The 18,661-nt window shown below is 37.7% G+C and carries 17 protein-coding genes and 1 pseudogene; 7 read left to right on the top strand and 11 right to left on the bottom strand.

Annotated features, from left to right (window positions below; all coding sequences use genetic code 11):
- Window positions 1–7: 7 nt before the first annotated feature.
- The 5 genes and pseudogenes from A3GQ_RS0113050 to A3GQ_RS28530 all read right to left on the bottom strand — a co-directional run.
- Entirely contained in the window at window positions 8–427 is a 420-nt protein-coding gene (locus A3GQ_RS0113050) for a hypothetical protein (RefSeq protein WP_051271762.1), read from the bottom strand.
- A gap of 599 nt (window positions 428–1,026) precedes the next feature.
- A complete protein-coding gene (locus A3GQ_RS0113040; protein ID WP_156877709.1) occupies window positions 1,027–1,341 on the bottom strand; it encodes a hypothetical protein in 315 nt (104 codons plus the stop codon).
- Entirely contained in the window at window positions 1,338–1,727 is a 390-nt protein-coding gene (locus tag A3GQ_RS0113035) for an ankyrin repeat domain-containing protein (protein WP_156877708.1), read from the bottom strand. The genes A3GQ_RS0113040 and A3GQ_RS0113035 overlap by 4 nt, the downstream gene beginning before the upstream one ends.
- On the bottom strand, window positions 1,706–2,086 hold the full coding sequence (locus tag A3GQ_RS24405) for an ankyrin repeat domain-containing protein (RefSeq protein WP_051271759.1): 381 nt from the start codon (window positions 2,084–2,086) through the stop codon (window positions 1,706–1,708). The genes A3GQ_RS0113035 and A3GQ_RS24405 overlap by 22 nt, the downstream gene beginning before the upstream one ends.
- Window positions 2,087–2,452: 366 nt before the next feature.
- A pseudogene (locus A3GQ_RS28530) lies at window positions 2,453–2,668 on the bottom strand (ankyrin repeat domain-containing protein); the annotation flags it as partial.
- A gap of 245 nt (window positions 2,669–2,913) precedes the next feature.
- Between A3GQ_RS28530 and A3GQ_RS0113025 the strand changes: the two are divergent.
- The 3 genes from A3GQ_RS0113025 (at window position 2,914) to A3GQ_RS0113015 (ending at window position 7,435) form a co-directional block, all read left to right on the top strand.
- Window positions 2,914–3,741 carry a metallophosphoesterase gene (locus A3GQ_RS0113025; protein WP_037464931.1) on the top strand — a complete coding sequence of 276 codons (828 nt, stop codon included), beginning with the start codon at window positions 2,914–2,916 and terminating at the stop codon, window positions 3,739–3,741.
- Window positions 3,742–3,863: 122 nt separating this feature from the next.
- Window positions 3,864–5,621 carry an ABC transporter ATP-binding protein gene (locus tag A3GQ_RS0113020; RefSeq protein ID WP_028777413.1) on the top strand — a complete coding sequence of 586 codons (1,758 nt, stop codon included), beginning with the start codon at window positions 3,864–3,866 and terminating at the stop codon, window positions 5,619–5,621.
- Entirely contained in the window at window positions 5,618–7,435 is a 1,818-nt protein-coding gene (locus A3GQ_RS0113015) for an ABC transporter ATP-binding protein (protein WP_342665003.1), read from the top strand. The genes A3GQ_RS0113020 and A3GQ_RS0113015 overlap by 4 nt, the downstream gene beginning before the upstream one ends.
- 54 nt (window positions 7,436–7,489) lie before the next feature.
- Here the strand turns inward: A3GQ_RS0113015 and A3GQ_RS0113010 are convergent, their stop codons facing one another.
- From A3GQ_RS0113010 to A3GQ_RS0112995, 4 genes are read right to left on the bottom strand one after another with little or no spacing between them, the layout of a single operon-like run.
- A complete protein-coding gene (locus A3GQ_RS0113010; protein WP_028777411.1) occupies window positions 7,490–7,696 on the bottom strand; it encodes a hypothetical protein in 207 nt (68 codons plus the stop codon).
- Entirely contained in the window at window positions 7,693–8,796 is a 1,104-nt protein-coding gene (locus tag A3GQ_RS0113005) for a GerAB/ArcD/ProY family transporter (RefSeq protein ID WP_028777410.1), read from the bottom strand. Before A3GQ_RS0113005 ends, A3GQ_RS0113010 begins: the two co-directional genes overlap by 4 nt.
- Before the next feature lie 4 nt (window positions 8,797–8,800).
- On the bottom strand, window positions 8,801–9,982 hold the full coding sequence (locus A3GQ_RS0113000; protein WP_028777409.1) for a Ger(x)C family spore germination protein: 1,182 nt from the start codon (window positions 9,980–9,982) through the stop codon (window positions 8,801–8,803).
- A gap of 5 nt (window positions 9,983–9,987) precedes the next feature.
- Entirely contained in the window at window positions 9,988–11,463 is a 1,476-nt protein-coding gene (locus tag A3GQ_RS0112995) for a spore germination protein (RefSeq protein WP_028777408.1), read from the bottom strand.
- A 192-nt stretch (window positions 11,464–11,655) separates the two neighbouring features.
- Between A3GQ_RS0112995 and A3GQ_RS0112990 the strand changes: the two genes are divergently transcribed.
- The 4 genes from A3GQ_RS0112990 (at window position 11,656) to trxA (ending at window position 14,446) form a co-directional block, all read left to right on the top strand.
- The gene (locus A3GQ_RS0112990; protein ID WP_028777407.1) at window positions 11,656–12,258 is read left to right on the top strand and encodes a fatty acid metabolism transcriptional regulator FadR; all 603 of its coding nucleotides are present in this window, start codon (window positions 11,656–11,658) and stop codon (window positions 12,256–12,258) included.
- Window positions 12,255–13,034: an electron transfer flavoprotein subunit beta/FixA family protein gene (locus A3GQ_RS0112985; RefSeq protein WP_028777406.1), complete on the top strand. Its 780-nt coding sequence runs from the start codon at window positions 12,255–12,257 to the stop codon at window positions 13,032–13,034. Before A3GQ_RS0112990 ends, A3GQ_RS0112985 begins: the two co-directional genes overlap by 4 nt.
- 17 nt (window positions 13,035–13,051) lie before the next feature.
- Window positions 13,052–14,035 (top strand): electron transfer flavoprotein subunit alpha/FixB family protein, encoded by a 984-nt coding sequence (locus tag A3GQ_RS0112980; RefSeq protein ID WP_028777405.1) that lies wholly within the window; start codon window positions 13,052–13,054, stop codon window positions 14,033–14,035.
- Between the two features lie 87 nt (window positions 14,036–14,122).
- The gene (trxA, locus tag A3GQ_RS0112975; RefSeq protein WP_028777404.1) at window positions 14,123–14,446 is read left to right on the top strand and encodes a thioredoxin; all 324 of its coding nucleotides are present in this window, start codon (window positions 14,123–14,125) and stop codon (window positions 14,444–14,446) included.
- Window positions 14,447–14,623: 177 nt separating this feature from the next.
- Here the strand turns inward: trxA and A3GQ_RS0112970 are convergent, their stop codons facing one another.
- On the bottom strand, window positions 14,624–15,928 hold the full coding sequence (locus A3GQ_RS0112970; protein WP_037464982.1) for an MFS transporter: 1,305 nt from the start codon (window positions 15,926–15,928) through the stop codon (window positions 14,624–14,626).
- Window positions 15,929–15,967: 39 nt separating this feature from the next.
- Window positions 15,968–18,649 (bottom strand): phosphoenolpyruvate synthase, encoded by a 2,682-nt coding sequence (gene ppsA / locus A3GQ_RS0112965; protein ID WP_028777402.1) that lies wholly within the window; start codon window positions 18,647–18,649, stop codon window positions 15,968–15,970.
- Window positions 18,650–18,661: the final 12 nt, after the last annotated feature.

Raw genomic sequence — 18,661 nt, 5'->3', positions numbered from 1 at the left:
CCTCCCCTTATTTCTGATAACTGTCTGTAATGTCGTCGATTTTGTTTGTTAGCTTATCAATTTCGTTTGTTAGTCCGTCAATTTCATTTGTAAATTTATCAACATCCTTGATGTTCTTTTGAACCTCTGTAAGGTTGCTAGTAACACCAGTTACCTTAGACATGACTTCTGTACAAATAGAACCAACTAATACCTGTACGTGGTCAGGAGCGTTTTGTCCTACTTGTTGTACAAGACGATCTACCAGCGGTTTGATTTGTTCTAATGTGTTTTGAGCATTGGTCAATTCGCGTCCACAGGAATTCAGTTCTGCGTCAATCTTGTCAGATGTACGGTCAATTTTAGACTGTGTAATCTGGTCGATATCACGAACCACCTTGTCAATTTCATTACACAACTCACGTACTGCATTTTTTCCTACTAACATTTTGTTTCCTCCTGCTGTAAAGTGTTTTTTGTAGTAGGGAATAGTCTAGCTTCGGTTAGCCCATCTACGACATGATATGAAACCTAATTTTTTTGTAACGAATAAAGTAATATTTTTAAAAATTTGAAAAGCCCTGTATCAAGAGAAATGCTAATTATCCAAACAGCCATAACATCTTGAAAAGAGCACTTACAGAATAAATTTTAAATCATGTGGCCGAAAAGGTAAAGAAATAGATCGCAGGAAAAGAATTGCAATTAATAAACAAATGAATTCTATTCAAATTTGAAATATTTTAAGTTGTTTATATTTTGTTCGTTTGTAGAATTTTAAATTGCTTTGATGAATGGCTTCTACTGATGATATATAAAAGTCCGTTGCTTCTTTTATTCTCTCATTCCTATCCTCCGACTGATCTTGTTCTTTCCAATCAACATGATATACACCTAGTTTATAGTGATCTATCATTTCCGAATCTCTGTCTTCTGTTGACTCAAACCAATTTTGAAATAATGGTAGGATTTCCGTTTCATATTTTTTGTCACATCGAACATGAAGATGATAGATGGTAGTGTAGAGAAAATCATCATACCAACAGACTAACAGTATAAAACACCATGGATCGGATGGATGGAAGATAACACGATAATCGGATAATGGTGGCTCATAGTCTTCATCCTCTTCATTACTTTGTATACAAAAGGAAGTGCATTTGAAGCATATCCCGTGATGTTTTTAAGGGTATGAAACTGATCAAAATGGTTGGATGCATTACAATCATATAAGCTAAGTTGAACAAGGTCAGAATGATCTTCCTTCCATGCATTATGTATCTGATTTAATGCAGGAGCCTCTTGGAAAGTGGGTATAGGAATCTCTCTTTTTTGCATGTGATCAATTAATAGACTACTCATTTTTTATTTAATTGTGTGATAGCAAGTTCATATGGTGTCAAACCTGAATCTGGATCATGGACCATAATATCTGCTCCGTTGTCCAAAAAAAGCTTTACCAATTCCAAACTTTGATAGTGAATCGCACGTAGAAGAGGTGAACCATAGTAATGGATGGATACATTTACATCTAATCCAGCTTCTAGTAATAATTGGCACATAGGTATCATTTGATCCTGGGTGCCGCGAATACTTTCATTCCATAAATTTGCGTCATCTATTGGCGAACCAAGACGAATAAATTCTCTGGTTACTTCTATATCTCCTCGCCCCATGGGCCAGATCAAAAAACCTTTTAAGTTATCCGTCTTTGCTCCATATCGAATCAATAAGTGGATAGCTTCCACTGATCTTGCGTCACGAAGTGGCGGATCATAAAATAATGTCCTTTCACTTGAACTTCAGGATTAGCGCCATGTTGTAATAATAGTTCTAGAATATCCAATTTATTGGTTCTAGTAGCATAGTGTAGAAGAGAGGTAGTGGAAATTTCGTGATTTGGGCTAGCGCCATATTGTAAAAGCAATCGTACTATTTCGGTGTTTCTAGTTTTTATCGCATTTTCCAAAGGGACATGAATAAATAAGTTAGGATAGTTTGGATTAGCGCCTTTCTCTAATAGTAAGGCTACAAGTTCTAGATTTTTTTTATCTATAGCGATGTGAAGGGGAAGTCTGAACTCTACTTGATGACTATGATGATTCATTGACACTCCACATGGCTTCAGCCGTGGGATTCTTGGGACGGTAGCCTTCTGACTACTTCATTACCAAGCTAACTCCGTGAGTCCCACGGTTGAACAGAGCTTTTGTTGCTACGTCATAGCATAGACTTACTGCTTGGTTTTCGCATTTCCGTCTAGCCATTTTTCGGTACGCATAGCATTTTACGTGCAAAACGATTGGTTTGCACAACCCTATATCCTATCCTCTTTTCAAAGAGCAACTGTCGATATTTAACAACAGAATGTATGTTTGTAAAGTATTTTTTTGAAAATTTTGCCAGAATTATGAGAGGTAGAGACCTCCCTCATCTGCAAAACATTAGGAGTCACCATAAACGTTTTCATCAGTTATCTACGATCGTCATGGAAAATGATATAACTATTTTTCAAGAAGCATTTCGGGAAAGTGATCCATATGTTTATACATATAATCAAATAACACTCTGCAAAATGAAGGGGAGTGTTTCCATCTTTATCTTGACAGTTTACCGCTAAGCCTTGTTTGATCAAGTATTCTATCATCTCAGGAGTTCCGCTAGATGCGGCCATATGAAGAACATGTTTCCTTTCTCTATAAAAATAGTTTTATAAATATCATAAATTATTCACGATCGGATTGTTGATAAATATTATGATGCTTTTAAGGGCTCTATCTTTAAAGTAGCAGGAAAGTTAGTAGTTATGGAGAAATAATAATTATTACTAAAAATGTAAATGTATTACTTTATCTATTTTATTATTTTGGCTTGAGAAGAGTAGTAAATTCTAACATCATGATAAAGATATATTTTCACTCAGAAGGAGTAATCATGGAACAGCTAAGCCGTCGTACTTTTTTAAAGCGCTCGCTCATCGGATTAGCAACTCTAATACCTTTGACCGCAGGTTATAGTTATGGTGTGGAACCTAGATGGATCGAGGTAGTAGAACGAAAGATTTTTCTTTCCAAATTACCAAAGACATTTGAAGGTATTCAAATCGTAGTATTTGGGGATCTACATGTAGGTTTTCATATGAATGAAAGAGATGTTCTGCATACTGTGGATAAAATTAAGCAGTTAAAGCCTGAGATTCTGCTTTTTACGGGCGACTTCGTTGATGGTAAGCAAGATGTAATTCCTCCTGTTTTACCTTATCTTCAAGAACTAGATGCTTCGTATGGTAAATTTGCAGTACTTGGAAATCATGATTATTACGGAGATTTAGTTGCCCCAAGTCTAAAAGATGCAGGCTTTACGGTTTTACGTAATTCCCACCATACCATTAAGAAAAAAAATGATTCATTGGTGATTGCTGGTGTAGAAGATTTATTAATGGGAAATGCTGATTTGAATCAAGCATTAGAAGGTGCTCCAGATACATGTACGTTACTTCTTTCTCATTGTCCAGATTTTGCAGATGAGATTTCACAGGATCAAGTTGATCTGCAAATTTCAGGACACAGCCATGGAGGGCAGATACGGTTTCCTATAGTAGGAGCTGTGATTACTCCTCCTGGAGCAAAAAAGTATATAGACGATTTTTACACCCTGGAGAAAACAAATGTATATGTAAATAGGGGATTAGGAACTACCATTTTACCATTTCGATTTTTATGTCGGCCGCAAATTTCCGTTTTGCGACTTTATCGCAAATAGAAAGATGGGAAATATACAAGTATATCGAAAATGAAAGATTGATTGCTTTTCGGTTTGCTAAGTATATAAATATAATATAAAATTCTCACTGGCGTAAATGATCCGGATAGGGAGGAGATACATTGCGGTCTTTTCGTATTTTGGGGAAGTTTTTAAAACCCTATAAAGGAATTGCGTTTTTAGGTCCGTTATTAATGGTATTAGAGGTAACAATGGATTTGCTCCAGCCGATTATTATGCAAAAAATTATTGACTATGGTATTGCCAATCATGATAACGACTATGTAATTCAGATGGGGATGTTTATGGTTATAGCGGCATTAATTGGCTTGGTAGGCGGGCTTGGTTGTATTTACTTCTCTACTAAAACAGCCGTTCATTTTTCAGCTGATATAAGAAAAACAGTGTTAAATAAAATTATGACTTTTTCAGGAGAAGATAGAGAATATTTTGGTTCCGGTAAACTCATTACGATTGTTACCAGCGATATCATAACGATTCAAACCGCTCTCAATATGACACTGCGCATTTTAGTCAGAGGGCCGCTTTTATTTATTGGGAGTATGGGGATTGTTTTATTTTCCGGAAACGGACTATACCCTATTTTGTTTGTTGTTGTGCCAATTTTGTTGTTTTCGATTTTTCTCATTGTAAGTCGATCTGGTCGATTGTTTAAAAAAGTACAAGAATCCATAGATAAAGTAAACACCAAGCTTCAAGAGAATCTAGCAGGTATGCGAGTGATCAAAGCATATGTCCAGCAAAAACAAGAGATAGAAAAGTTTAGACAGGTCAATGATGGGTGGACAAAAGCCAATCGTTCTGCGGTTCAAGTTAACTCTATTATGATGCCGGTAATCATGTTAGTAATCAATGGCGGAATAATCGGGACATTGTGGCTGGGTAGTTTCAATGTAGCTAATAATAGTATCGAAGTAGGGGAGATTTTGGCTTTTATCAACTATTTGATGCTTATTTTAATGTCTCTTATGTCGATTAGTATGGTTTCTATTCTTATTACTCGAGCTTTTCCTTCGGTAGAACGTGTACAAGAGGTATTGGAACAAAAGGTGAATATTATGAGGTCTACAGATGGTTTCCGACCTGAACAAATTTTTGGACAAATAGAGTTTCGAGATGTTTCATTCAGTTATAGTAAAAATGAAGAACAAGTATTAAAACATGTCTCTTTTCGTGTAGATGCTACTAAAAAAATTGGGATAATTGGTTCCACAGGTAGTGGGAAATCTACACTGGTAAAGCTCATTGCTCGTTTATATGATGTTGATGCTGGAGAAATATTAGTGGATGGAGTGAATATCAAACAAATCGACTTATCCATTCTCCGATCTTCTATCGGTTTTGTTACACAAAAAGCTACTTTGTTTTCAGGGACAATCGCTGAAAATATTCGATATGGCAATAGTTCAGCTGATGAAGCAGCTATCGAAACTGCTTCTAGGGATGCTTGTGCGGTAGAGTTTATTCATCGTTTGGAACAAGGATACAATCATGAATTGACACAAGGTGCAATGAATTTATCTGGTGGTCAAAAGCAACGTTTATCACTGGCAAGAGCCCTTATACGTCCTGCTCCCATACTAATCCTCGACGATTCGACATCCGCAGTTGATGCCAAATCAGAGGAGATGATTCAATCTGCACTGCGTAAGGAAAAAGATAAAACGATTTTCATCATTGCATCTAAAATATCATCCATCCTAGATGCAGATCATATTTTGGTGCTAGAAGATGGGGAATTAGTAGGAAGAGGAACACATCACCAGTTATTGGAGACTTGTGATGTATATCGAGAAATTTATTTGTCGCAAGGTGGCCACACCGAATCTGTAGCAGAGACAGGAAGAGGGATACAATGAGCTTAAATCAAACACGTTCTCCATCAGTGAGATTAGGTTTTCGTGGTGGCGGAGGTCGTTTTGGTGCTCAAATGGAGAAACCAAAAGATGCAATAAATACGGTAAAACGAATAGGCAAGTATCTTGGTAAGCAAAGAGTTCATTTGGTCACTGCGATTGTGCTAGTCTTATTTACATCCTTCCTTGGATTACTGGGGCCCTATTATATAGGTGTTATTATTGATAAATACATTATTCCTCAAGATGTTTCAGGAGCAGTACGGATGATCGTGTTCCTTGCAGGAATATATTTTATAACAACGTTACTTTCATGGTTGCAGACTTTTATTATGATCCATATCGCTCAAAAGACAATTAATCAAATGAGAAATGATTTATTTGTCAAACTACAGACTTTATCCCTTCGTTTTTTTGATAACAGGCCTCATGGCGATTTAATGAGCAGGGTAACGAATGATATTGATAACCTGAATAGTGCTCTTTCTCATAGTGTGACACAAGTACTATCTTCTTTTATATCTATAGCAGGTGTTATGATTGCAATGTTTTCATTAAATTGGATGTTAGCGGTTATAACACTTTTTATTGTCCCGTTGATGGTTTTGTCCACAAAAAAAATATATCAGTATAGTAGCAGCAGTTTTATCAAACGACAAAGAGATATTGGGGAATTAAATGGTTTTGTAGAAGAGAAAATTCAAGGTGCAGAAATTGTTACCCTTTATGGAAAAGAAGAACAAACAATAGAAGAATTTCACGAAATCAATGAGCGATTACGGGCATCTGGAAGACAAGCAGATACTTTTTCTGGGTTTATCAATCCCATCATAAATTTTATTAATAACTTAGGATTGGGTTTGGTGATAGGCGCTGGTGCTTTGTTAGTTTTGAAGGGTGAGATGACTGTTGGTATCATCGCTTCTTTCGTGAGTTATTCGAGGCAGTTTTCTCGTCCAATCAGTCAAATCGCTACATTATTAAACACGATTCAATCTGCAATAGCTGGTGGTGAACGGGTATTTGAAATCATGGATGAAGTACCCGAAATTACCGATAAACAAAATGCAATTGCTGTCCAATCATTTCGAGGTAAAGTAGATTTTGAACATGTATCCTTTGGATACACAGCAGGTCAACTCGTATTAAAAAATATTCAAGTACATGCTAAACCTGGTGAAACAATTGCTTTTGTTGGTCCTACAGGCTCAGGAAAAACTACTATTATAAATTTGTTGACCCGATTTTATGATATTCAAGCAGGACAAATTTTGATCGATGATCGCAATATAAAAGAGTATCGAATCGATGATTTGCGAAAGCGCATAAGCATTGTTTTACAAGATACGTATCTTTTTTCAGGAACCATAATGGATAATATTCGTTATGGTCGTCAGTCTGCAACAGAAGAAGAAGTGAAAAATGCTGCGAAAATGGCATGGGCACATTACTTTATCAAGCATTTACCTGAACAATATCAATCCAGAATTGTGTCAGGTGGAACGAATCTCAGCCATGGTCAACGTCAATTGATTGCAATTGCTAGAGCAATCTTGATGGATTCAGATATTCTTATTCTCGATGAAGCTACTTCTAATATTGATACTCGAACAGAATTACATATTCAACGAGGTCTTAAAAATTTGATGGCAGGTCGTACGAGCTTTGTTATTGCCCATCGTTTAAAAACAATTGAAAATGCGGATAAAATTTTAGTTGTCAATCAAGGGGAGATATTAGAACAAGGAAAACATGAGGAATTGATGAAGCAACAAGGCTTTTATCATGGATTGTACACTAGTCAATTTGACATTTAGAAAACATCTTACCCAGTTCATAGCTGGGTATTCTTGTAGTGACAACCATTAGTATTACCAAAAGCTGATTTGATCAATGATGATACCAATCCATTTATTCGGATTAAAATTATGGCGTGTGATAATACTTATCCAATCTGCAAATCCAAGCATAGCAATGGTGATAAATAAGATGATTTCTTTTCGAGGTTTTTTATTTTTAAATAGAATAATAAGGCAAATCGTAAAAGAAATCAAAAAGAAAAGAAGAAATGTTATCACTTGGCGATATTCTCCTTTTGTCTGTTACTGAACTTACGTATACCACTTACCGCTAATAGAATGAGAGGTAAGATAATTCCATATAATGCTCCATTGGCAAAAGCATATTTATTGTACCAATCAACATCTTCTACTATATCTTCAAAGGCCATTGCTATCCCAGAGACTAATAAAATAAGAGGAATAGATACCCATGTTCGATCTTTTAGTTGGAACAATTGACAAATACCTAAAACGCAACAATAATAAGTAATGCTTATTTTTACGAAAATAGTTGTTAAAAGTATCATGGAAATCGTTGATTCTAGGTGTTCAATTAATGGTGAAATCTGAATTTCTTGCATGATCGTATATAAGGGGTAAATGGCGTGAGAAGACCGAACAACCCCGAGTGTTCCAATAATAAAAAAAGTAACCATGCTTAACAATAAGGTGTAACAACCCATCCCTAACAAGAAATTTTTTTTAGCTTTGTTTTTTACATATGGAATGATTATCATTAACGTAAACGATTCAAAAAAGGGAAAAGCCATTAAATTACTAGTGTTCTTTACCGATGCATTCCAATCAAATGGTAATAAAGGCTCGAAACGTTCCCATTTCCAATCAGGTATAGTTAGAAGGAATAAGATAAAAAGCGTTATTATTACAATTGGTAATAACAATTCATTCGTTCGTGCAATGGTATCTATTCCTTTTATTGATGCATAGCAGATGATGAGTAGAAACATGATATGAAACATGGTAATAGGGGTATGTGGTAGTAATGTCATTTTTGCGAAATTACCGATATCACGAGTAACCCAGCTTGTGATTTGCAGGCAATACCAAATATACAGCAAGGCGAAGAAACAACCAACATACTTGCCTCCAACTTTTAAACAAATTTGGATCAAACTATGTTTGGGATATTGCGAGGCTAGATGCAGCCAAAGACATGCAATGATTATGGTGAATGCTCCAGCAATCAAAGGCAAAATCCACGATATTTGCTTGGATGTTCCCACAAGTGTGCTTGGTATGTAAAAAAAAGCGCTGCCGATTAAATGTGAGATGGTTAATAAAAAAAATTGCCAACTACTTAACTGGGGTCGCTCCATTGCTTTAACTCCCTTTTCCCTTATAAGGGTCAATAATTTCTCCAACATCTATAAATTTACAATTCACTTCTAAATCTAATTTAATTTTTTTCCATGAGTCTTTCTTATGCATGTTTTTCCATTCCTTGCCTTGGCTTCTCTGTAGTGTTGCTTCCAAATCAAACAGATCCCAATTTTGTTTTTTTCCTTTTTCATATATAGCGATTAATTGTTTGATCAAAAACTTTTTATAACGTTCTTTTACTTTATTTTGGTTTTGCAAAGTAAGTGGTTCGTCTAAATTATTGTCTAGTATTCGTAATTCCGTATATAAATTCACTTTCCAAATGGGGGTTCCATCTTCAATTGTGAGTTTTTTATTTACTTTTGTATTTATGCTTTGGATATCCATCATTTTTCCATTGCTATGGAGGGTGTTGTAAAACCTTTCGTTTTCTCCTCTTAGGATCAGAGTGGATTTCATATCGGATAATCCTAATCTTCCAATCATCTGATCTTTCTTCATAATTGCACCACCCGTTAATACTAGGTTGCCCAAATTGGCATTAATCTCCTCATATCGTTTTGCATTGGGTTGATTGGAATCTTGAATACCTACAATCGGAAGGAATGTTGTAGCGGATGTCTCCATGTTTTCAGCTATATCTTTCATCCGAGAGAACTTACTTACTGTGCCAAACTCTTTTGCTTGGTTCTCAGCAAGAGCTCGAAGTGCGGTACCTTCTAATTTGTCTAAAGTCATATAGGTTTTCATTATTTTTTCAAGCGGAGATTCCGTGACAAAAAGATGGATGAAAGATCGCCGTTCTACTTGTCTTTCGTGAAAGTTAATAGTGTTTTTGATTCCTGCTTTGGCAAATCTGTCTGTCACAACAATAGCTTGATAATGGTCAGGAAATAAATTTCTTCCGATCACATTATTTGCTTTGGAAATGATCTGCGAAGTGTTAGAACCTTCCACGTGAAAAGAATAAAATGGAGCTCGATCAACACCTGGCTTCGCAGTTATACCTTTTGGATTAATGATATGATAGTAAACTTTCAATTTTTTTGTTTTTGGATCAAAATCGATACCTGTCATATTAATGATGGCAAGTTGATTGATTTCAACCATATCCCAACATCCTGACAAGCAATAGGTTAGACAACAAACGATGATTACCACTATCATTTTTTTGACACGCATCTATTTCACCTATTCTTTTGCTTCGTTTCATTCATTTCAGGCATTTTTTTCATCCAAGGCCGTGGTACTCTCACTAATACATCTTTCCAATCAGAAATGGAAAGTGGTGCGATTGGAGCAAGATAGGGAACTCCAAATGAACGGATGGATGCTAGATGTACAATTGTAAAAAGGGTTCCACACAAAATACCAAACAAGCCCATAAAACTCCCAAGTACAATATAAAAAATTTGTAAAAATCTTTGAGCAATCCCAAAATTAAAAGATGGAGAAACAAAGTTAGAAATAGCCGTTGTTGCAACTATAATCACCATAAGAGCCGATACAAGCCCAGCTTCAACAGCTGCTTGTCCTAAAACTAGTGCTCCAACAATAGAAATGGCTTGGCCTGCAATACGAGGCATTCGAAAACCTGCTTCTCGAAGAACTTCAAATATGATTAACATCACAAGTGCTTCGATCACTGCTGGAAAAGGAACTCCTTCTCTTTGCGCAGCAATATTGATCAAAAGTGGGTCTGGAAGTAGTTCATGGTGATAGGAAATAATGGAAATGTACAAAGATGGTACAAATACAGCTAATAAAAAGGAAAAGATCCGCAACCAGCGAAGAATCGACGCGATATCTGCTCGCTCAAAATGATCTTCAGGTGCAGAAAAAAATTGAAAAAATGTAACAGGACCGATAAGTACATTGGGACAACCATCAACAATGATCACAATTCTACCTTCTAGTAAATGAGAGATAGCTACATCAGGACGTTCAGAATTAGATAAAGTTGGAAATGGGGAAAAAGTCTTATCTTGTATTGATTCTTCTATATAAGAGCTATCTAGTACACTGTCTATTTGAATAGATGTTACTCTTTTACGAAATTCTTTCACTACTTGCTCATTTGCTATGTCCTGAATAGAAAGAATCATGACTTTTGTTTGTGTGTTTTTACCTAGAATTACTTGTTCAATTCGAAGATTAGCATTTTGCAGGCGTTGTCTTATCAAGGAAATATTCAGATGGATCGGTTCGGTAAATGCTTCTTGTGGTCCTCGTACAGTCAATTCGCTCTGAGGTTCTTTTACTCCACGATGAACGATTTGTAGGACATCAACCAAGACGACTTTTTTACAGTTAGGAAAAAGGAGCAAACATTTACCTTCTAGTAAATTGTTTATACAGGAACGAAAATCAGAAGTGGATGTCACGGGTGAAAATGGAATTCTATCTATTAATGACTCCAATAGATGGTCTTCATGCTCGGATAAAACAAATTTTTTATCAAAACTATTTCTAAGAAAGTTCTCTATTTTCTCTTTGTTCACTAATGATTCAATAAATACACAAGATCCCTTCATCGTAGAGGATAAGGTGAATGATTGACTTATTAAATCTGGGGGGGTGTGTAGTGTATTTTTTATGGATTGAACAAATGATTCTGTATCGAAGGTCTCATTATTCATGAAATTAGCTGTTGTAAGTGTCATTAGTTAACTCCTTTGTTACATGGAGGAGAAGTTTTTTGTATTATGCCAATCCATGGCAAGGGCTATGCGATTTATCTTGTAAAAACATATTATTTACATTGCTTTCTTTTTTTGTTTGACAATAAAATCATGTATTAATAAAATTGAAATAGAAAATGAATCACCATTCAGTAACGAAGGGAATAGAGGCGGATGGCAAAACGAATAAACAAGAAATACGAAGCCATCTTAGAAGCAGCTATTCAAATATTTGCTAAATATGGTTATCATCGAGCGCAAGTGTCCAAGATAGCCAAGGAAGCAGGTGTTGCAGATGGTACTATTTATTTGTATTTCGAAAATAAGGAAGATTTATTGATATCGATTTTTCGGGAGAAAATCGGCCATTTTGTACAAAAAGCACAACGTAACCTAAAGTCTGTTTCTGATGCAAAACAGAAATTATTTCATATTATAGCTTTGCATCTGCGTTACCTAGAAACGAATCCTGCATTAGCTGTTGTCGTTCAGATGGAAGTACGTCAGTCTGATCCACAGGTAAGAAAAGAAATTGGAGAGCTGATGCAAGCATACTTGACTTTAATTGAGCATGTAATGGAACAAGGCAAGTTGTCAGGGGAATTTCGTGAAAATCTAGATACGAGGTTAGCAAGAAAAATGATTTTTGGAACACTTGATGATCTAGTGACTTCATGGGTTTTACATCAACAAAAATATTCCTTGCAAGCGCTATCAAAACCAGTTTACCAAATGTTTGTAAATGGGATTACAAGCGAAAAAGGAGGAGAAGCATGAATTTTTTAGTTTGTTTAAAGCAAACTTTCGATACGGAAGAAAAATTGGTGCTCAAAAATGGTGTAATTAGTGATGATGGAGTAGAGTTCGTGATCAATCCGTATGATGAGTATGCGGTGGAAGAAGCAATACGCTTAAAAGAATTGCATGGCGGGGAGATTACGGTGCTTACTATTGGCCCTGATCGTGCCGAACAAGCCCTTCGATCCGCTCTTGCCATGGGGGCAGATAAAGCTATTTTAGTAGAAACGGATGATCTTGAAGAAGAGTTAGATGAACATAGCATTTCTCAACTTATTTATGCTGTTTTACAAGAACAAGCAATTACTTATGATCTCATTTTATGTGGATATATGGCTGTTGATGGTGGTTCAGCTCAAATTGGTCCTAGACTAGCACAGTTGCTTCAAATTCCTCATGTTTCTACCATTACAAAGATAACATTAAATGAGAAAGATGTGACCATTGAAAAAGATATTGAGGGTGATGTAGAGCATATTCAAACCAAGCTACCGCTTTTGGTAACTACACAACAAGGCTTAAATGAACCAAGATACCCTACTATTCCTGGTATTATGAAAGCCAAACGGAAGCCGCTTTCTCGTTTTGAAGTAGAGGATTTGCCGCTTAATGAGGATGATTTCCAATCCAAAACAACGCAAAAAGAAGTTTTCTTGCCTCCAAAAAAGACAGCTGGTCAATTGTTAACTGGAAGTACAGAAGAACAAGTCGCGTCTTTAGTGGAGAAGTTGTATAAAGAAGCAAAAGTACTCTAGAAGGGAGATGGATAGGAATGGGCAAAAAAGTACTTGTTTTTGCGGATCGAAGAGATGGGGATCTAAGGCAAGTTACCTTGGAAAGTTTAGCCGCAGCTAGATTGATTGCAGAAGGGGAAAAAGTGGTTGTAGCTGTTTTAGGTACCAATGCTCAAAAAGAAGTGGACATTTTGACGGCGTATGGTGCAGATCATATCCTTTTAATGGAAGAAGATTATTTGGATACTTATACGACAGATGCCTATGTTTTGGCATGGCAACATGTAATTGATCTTGTCCAACCAGACTGTATTCTCACTGGCCATACAACTGTGGGAAAAGATGTTGCTCCCCGAATTGCTGCCCATTATGGTCTTGGTTTAATTTCCGATTGTACCTCTATTGATTTGGAAAACCACGAAATTATATACACACGTCCTATATATGCTGGGAAAGCATTTATCAAAAAAGTCATTCCCTCTGGCGTTCAATTTGCTACCATCCGTCCAAATAATATTTCTCTCTCTCCTCCTGATGCATCTCGTTCCGCAACAACGGAGAAAATCTCTTTTCAAATGAAAGATGATTTGTTGCGAACCCTCGTCACTCAAGTAGTTAAAAAAGCTACGTCTGGGATTGATTTATCAGAAGCGAGGATTGTCGTTTCAGGTGGTCGGGGAGTGAAAAGTGAGGAAGGATTTAAACCTCTGCAAGAATTAGCCGATGTATTGGGTGCAGCAGTGGGAGCGTCTAGAGGAGCTTGTGATGCTGGTTATTGTGATTACGCGTTGCAAATTGGGCAAACTGGTAAAGTAGTTACTCCAGACTTGTACATTGCGTGCGGGATTTCTGGAGCAATTCAACATGTAGCAGGGATGTCTAGTTCTAAAGTTATCGTAGCCATTAACAAAGATCCAGATGCCCCTATTTTTCAAATCTCGGACTATGGAATAGTGGGCGATTTATTTGAAGTTGTTCCTTTGTTAACAAAAGAACTCAAAAAGCTTCTTCCGTCCTCCTAGAATTTCGATTCGCTAAATTGTTGATTTTTCGTTAAAAAGTGGTATACTAACTTATGAATTGTAAGTAACACTTAGGAGGAATAATAAATGGCAATAGTAGAAGTATCAGATAAAAACTTTGGCACATCTGTGGAAGGTGCAAATAGTGGCCTTGTTTTGGTTGATTTTTGGGCTCCTTGGTGTGGACCATGTAAAATTATTGCTCCTATCTTAGAAGAAGTAAACGATGAGATTGGTGAGAAAGTAACCATTGCAAAACTAAACGTAGATAACAACCCAGAATCAGCCAGCAAATATGGTGTAATGAGTATTCCTACTTTAATGGTTTTCCAGAATGGTCAGATGAAATCCAAGTTAGTAGGTATTCAACCAAAGGAACAGTTGGTTCAATGGTTAGGAGAATATATGTAAGAAGAAAAAGTATCTAAAGTCGGTTCCAACAAAAAATGCGAATAGCATAGAATTCAGAAATACCAAAAACCCGATTTTCACTACACTAAGTAGTTTGGATTGGGTTTTTTGTATGGATCTACTCAAAAACAATATTAGTAGGGATATTGGATCGCATTGGGAAACACATGTGATTCGTTAATTTTTTAAATCAAGCTTTGTTTTTAAGGTGAATTTTTCTTTCGTTTTTAAGAACGAGGCCAGAAACACCACGTAAATCAACAGCATCAATAGGGCAGCTGACAGTACAATCCAATGTACCTCAACTCTCTCCAGAATAAGTCCATATACCAATGCGCCAAACGGCAAGCCACCTTGGGAAATCATGCCGACTAAGGAAAAAATCCGAGACATGTATTCGTTAGGTGTTTCCCTTTGGATAAAGGTTTGTACTGGAATTTGGATAAACATGATAGCAGTACTACACAAGCCTAGTGCAATGGACAGTAGCACAAAGTATAGGATGGAATCATTCCCTAATATAGATAGATTCTCAGGGAACATAAGAATTGAAAATACTATCATGCTAACCAAAAGGAGACCTAAACCAAACTTCAATGGTTTCAGCACACCATTCTTTTTTTTGAAAAAAAAACCAACAAGAATGCTACCGACTAACATTCCCAATATGAGTATAGATTGTAAATAACCGTACTGTGTGTCGGAGTATTCCAAACGAGTTTTAAAAAATAGTGGCAAAACAACTGTGAAAATTGGTTGTACAAAAACAAAAGTTACAAGGAAAAAATAGCATAGCTTACGGATGATTGTATTTGCCCGAATGAATGTGAAGCCTTCGGATAAGTCAGAAATTATACCCAATATGCCCGCTGACGCTTCCCGTTTAGCATGGGTATATCGAATCATCATTTCACAGATTCCTGCCAACAAAAATGATATTCCATTCATAAAGAATAAGATGGTAATACCAAATTTTACGTACAGTACAGCACCAATGACAGGCCCTGCCAAAACGGACATTGTTCGCAGGGATGAAACGATAGAGTTGGCTCGGGTTAAATTATCCGGCTCCACAAGCCGGGGCAGCATTCCTTTTGTAGCAGGATCAAACAAACCATACAATAAAGATATGATTACTTGCACCGACAGCAACAAAGTAAGGCTCATGCTATCGAAATATGATAGATAAGCCATCCCCAATATTACCCCTGCACTAACAAATTCTGTTACAACCATAATTGTTTTTCGATTCATCCTGTCTCCAAGGACTCCGGCAAAGGGATAGACAAGAAGAGCCGGCAGTAACGACAGGAAGGAAAAAAGTCCTATAGTAGCCGCAGAACCACCTGCATCGATGATATAAAGAGGCATAATCGCCATTTGCAAGCTGGTTCCCACGTCGGATATCGATTTTCCAATAAGAAATAATATAAAGTTACGATTAAAAACTCGCCCATTCTTTTTTTTTGAAAACAGTTTCATGCCCACATTTAATCCTTCCTCCATCCGGGAATTCCCTGGTCACAATATCTCTATATACCCTTCCGTTCCATTTATACGGATTCGCTGCCCGTCTTTGATCCTCTTCGTGGCATTTTCCACACCTACGACTGCGGGAAGGCCGTATTCGCGCGCAATGACAGCGCCGTGGGTCATTTGTCCGCCTACTTCTGTCACCAGACCTTTGACGGAAACAAACACCGGCGTCCAGCTGGGATCTGTGAAAGTAGTGACCAAAATATCGCCTTCCTCTATATGGGAGTCTTCCATCTTTAAAACGACCCGTGCCCGTCCTTCGACGATACCAGATGAAACGGGTATCCCAGGCAAAGCACCTTGGGGGATAGTCCCAGTGTCATATGCACCGGATATGATCTCTCCCTCGGAGGTCATAACCCGCGGCGGAGTCATTTTTTCATATAATGGGAATTCCTCTTTTCGTTTGATTATGATATGGTAATCCAGCTGATTTGTATTCATAACATTGCGAAATTCATCAAAGGACAGGTAGTAGATATCCTCTTTATCCCGGATGAGCCCCTTTTGTACAAGTACGGCAGCCTCCTTCAGCAAGGCTTGCTTATAAATGTTGAAATGTTGAATGAAAGCATATTTTGGATATTCCCGATAGCCAATATAATTGCGTAAAACGCTAATCATCTTCTTTGTCTTTTTGGCCTTTTGTTTTCCACCAGTCAGTTGCTCTAAACGACTGATAAGCTCTTGTTCCTTCTGCTCCGCCTCTTGCCGTCCCTGCTCCATTCTAATAACATGAGCATTAGGCGCAAAAATTTTGATATTGCTAAGGATCATAGGAATGAGCGCGGTTGGCTGTTCATTCCAGCGAGGCTTGGTAATGTCGATTTCACCAGGGCAACGCATGCCATATTTTTTTAAATATGCCTTTATGGAATGGCTAACAGCATCGCCACCTTCTAGCTTGGCTAGATCCTCAAAAAAGGTTTCATCATTAGCATGATGAAAATATTCCATCACTGCCGGATATGGTCGAACCACGTCTGCTACATCTAACAGTGCAAGTCCCATTTCGGAGGTAACATTATTAGCAACTGATCGGGAAAGCGTGTCGGCTACGTTCTTTTCACCCAACCACTTTTCCATTTTTTTATTGATCCAGTTTGACACATACATCCCTGCCATAAGCGTGCCCATGCTTTGTGGAACAACCAAATCTGCTTTCTGTTGCTTCAGATCCTGTAAAATGAAGGGGAACAAATCCTCTCCAGCTATGTTACTAATCCTTTGTTCTAGCTCCCTAATGGATCTCTCGCTTTTAGAAATAAGCTGCTGAATAATCGAAGGATCGTTTTTACGATAGAGCTTGATGGCCTGAACAAAAGAGGCCAAAGATAGTCCTTCTGTGCGCATGCTATAAATTCTTTTTCCTTTTGGCAATGATTTCATAAACGCGTTTCGCTTCGTTAAACTCAAAATAGCATTGTAAAGCAGAGGATCATTTTTCACGAATGCTAGAACAATCTTTCTTCCAAAGGAAGATGCCAAGTCGTGTGTTAAATCGACATACAACCTTCCACCAGCTGTAGAAGTTGAAATATCGCCGGATACAAATTGGAAGAAGGACATACCTAGCGGTTTAATGGCATCCGTCATCATCTGCATATGACCCGCCGACATGTACACATGATTCTTCCCATCCTTCACCTCTGGTAGGGGGTATAAGGTGGTGATAGGGCGACTCTGAACAATAAAGAATGTACCATCCGCCGCGAGTGTGCGATCCTTTTTCGAAAGAAGATCACTAGAATCAGAAGAATGTCCCAAACTTAGGCACCATTCGATATCTTGTGGACAACCAAAATACGCCTCGATTTTTCTACTCATGCGCTCAAGCTGTAAAATCTGCTCGTCTGTTAACGTCTGCACATTCTGCTGCTCGGATTCGATTTTCCGTTCTGTTGTACCGCCATCTTTAGATGCATAAATAGCTAAATTCTTGGCAGATATCTTTTTATCCATGATGCTTCCATCTCGAACCTTGTAAATATCAGGGTTCACCAAGCCGGAAACCAAAGCCTCACCGAGTCCAAGACTTGCATCGATGGAAAGGACCTTTCTGTTGGAGGTGATGGGATCAGCTGTAAACACAATTCCTGAGGCTTGAGGAAAAATCATCCTCTGGATGGCGACCGATAAATAGACCTGACGGTGGTCAAAGCCGTTTTGGATACGGTAGCTCACGGCACGATCGGTAAATAAGGAAGCCCAGCACTTGCTGATATGTTTTAGGATCGAATCCTTTCCTATGATGTTCAGATACGTATCCTGCTGGCCAGCAAAGGAGGCATGTGGTAAATCCTCCGCTGTGGCGCTGGAGCGCACGGCATAGGCGCTGCCCTCACCTAGTTTTGCCAGATGACCAGTTACCGCTTCCTCTATATCTTTAGGTATTTTTATCCCTTCGATGATCTCACGGATCTTTACGCTGATTATCTTGATCCTGTCCTGATTGTTCGCCTTTAGTAGTGAGAGTTGATCAAACAAGGTATTTAACTCCTCGTTATGTCCGATCACTTTTTTGTACGCATCGGTGGTTACGCAAAAACCTTCTGGTACCTGTATCCCTACGATTCTTGACAATTCCCCTAGGTTAGCACCTTTTCCCCCAACAGCCATGAGCTTATCCTTATCGATTTCCTGGAAACCAAGCACATATGAGTTCATATCTGTAGCCCT

Origin of the sequence: Shimazuella kribbensis DSM 45090 (assembly GCF_000428065.1) — a bacterium.
GTDB classification, from domain to species: Bacteria; Bacillota; Bacilli; order Thermoactinomycetales; family Thermoactinomycetaceae; genus Shimazuella; species Shimazuella kribbensis.
Note: the sequence above shows the minus strand (reverse complement) of the source record. Positions and strands in the feature narration are given on the sequence as shown.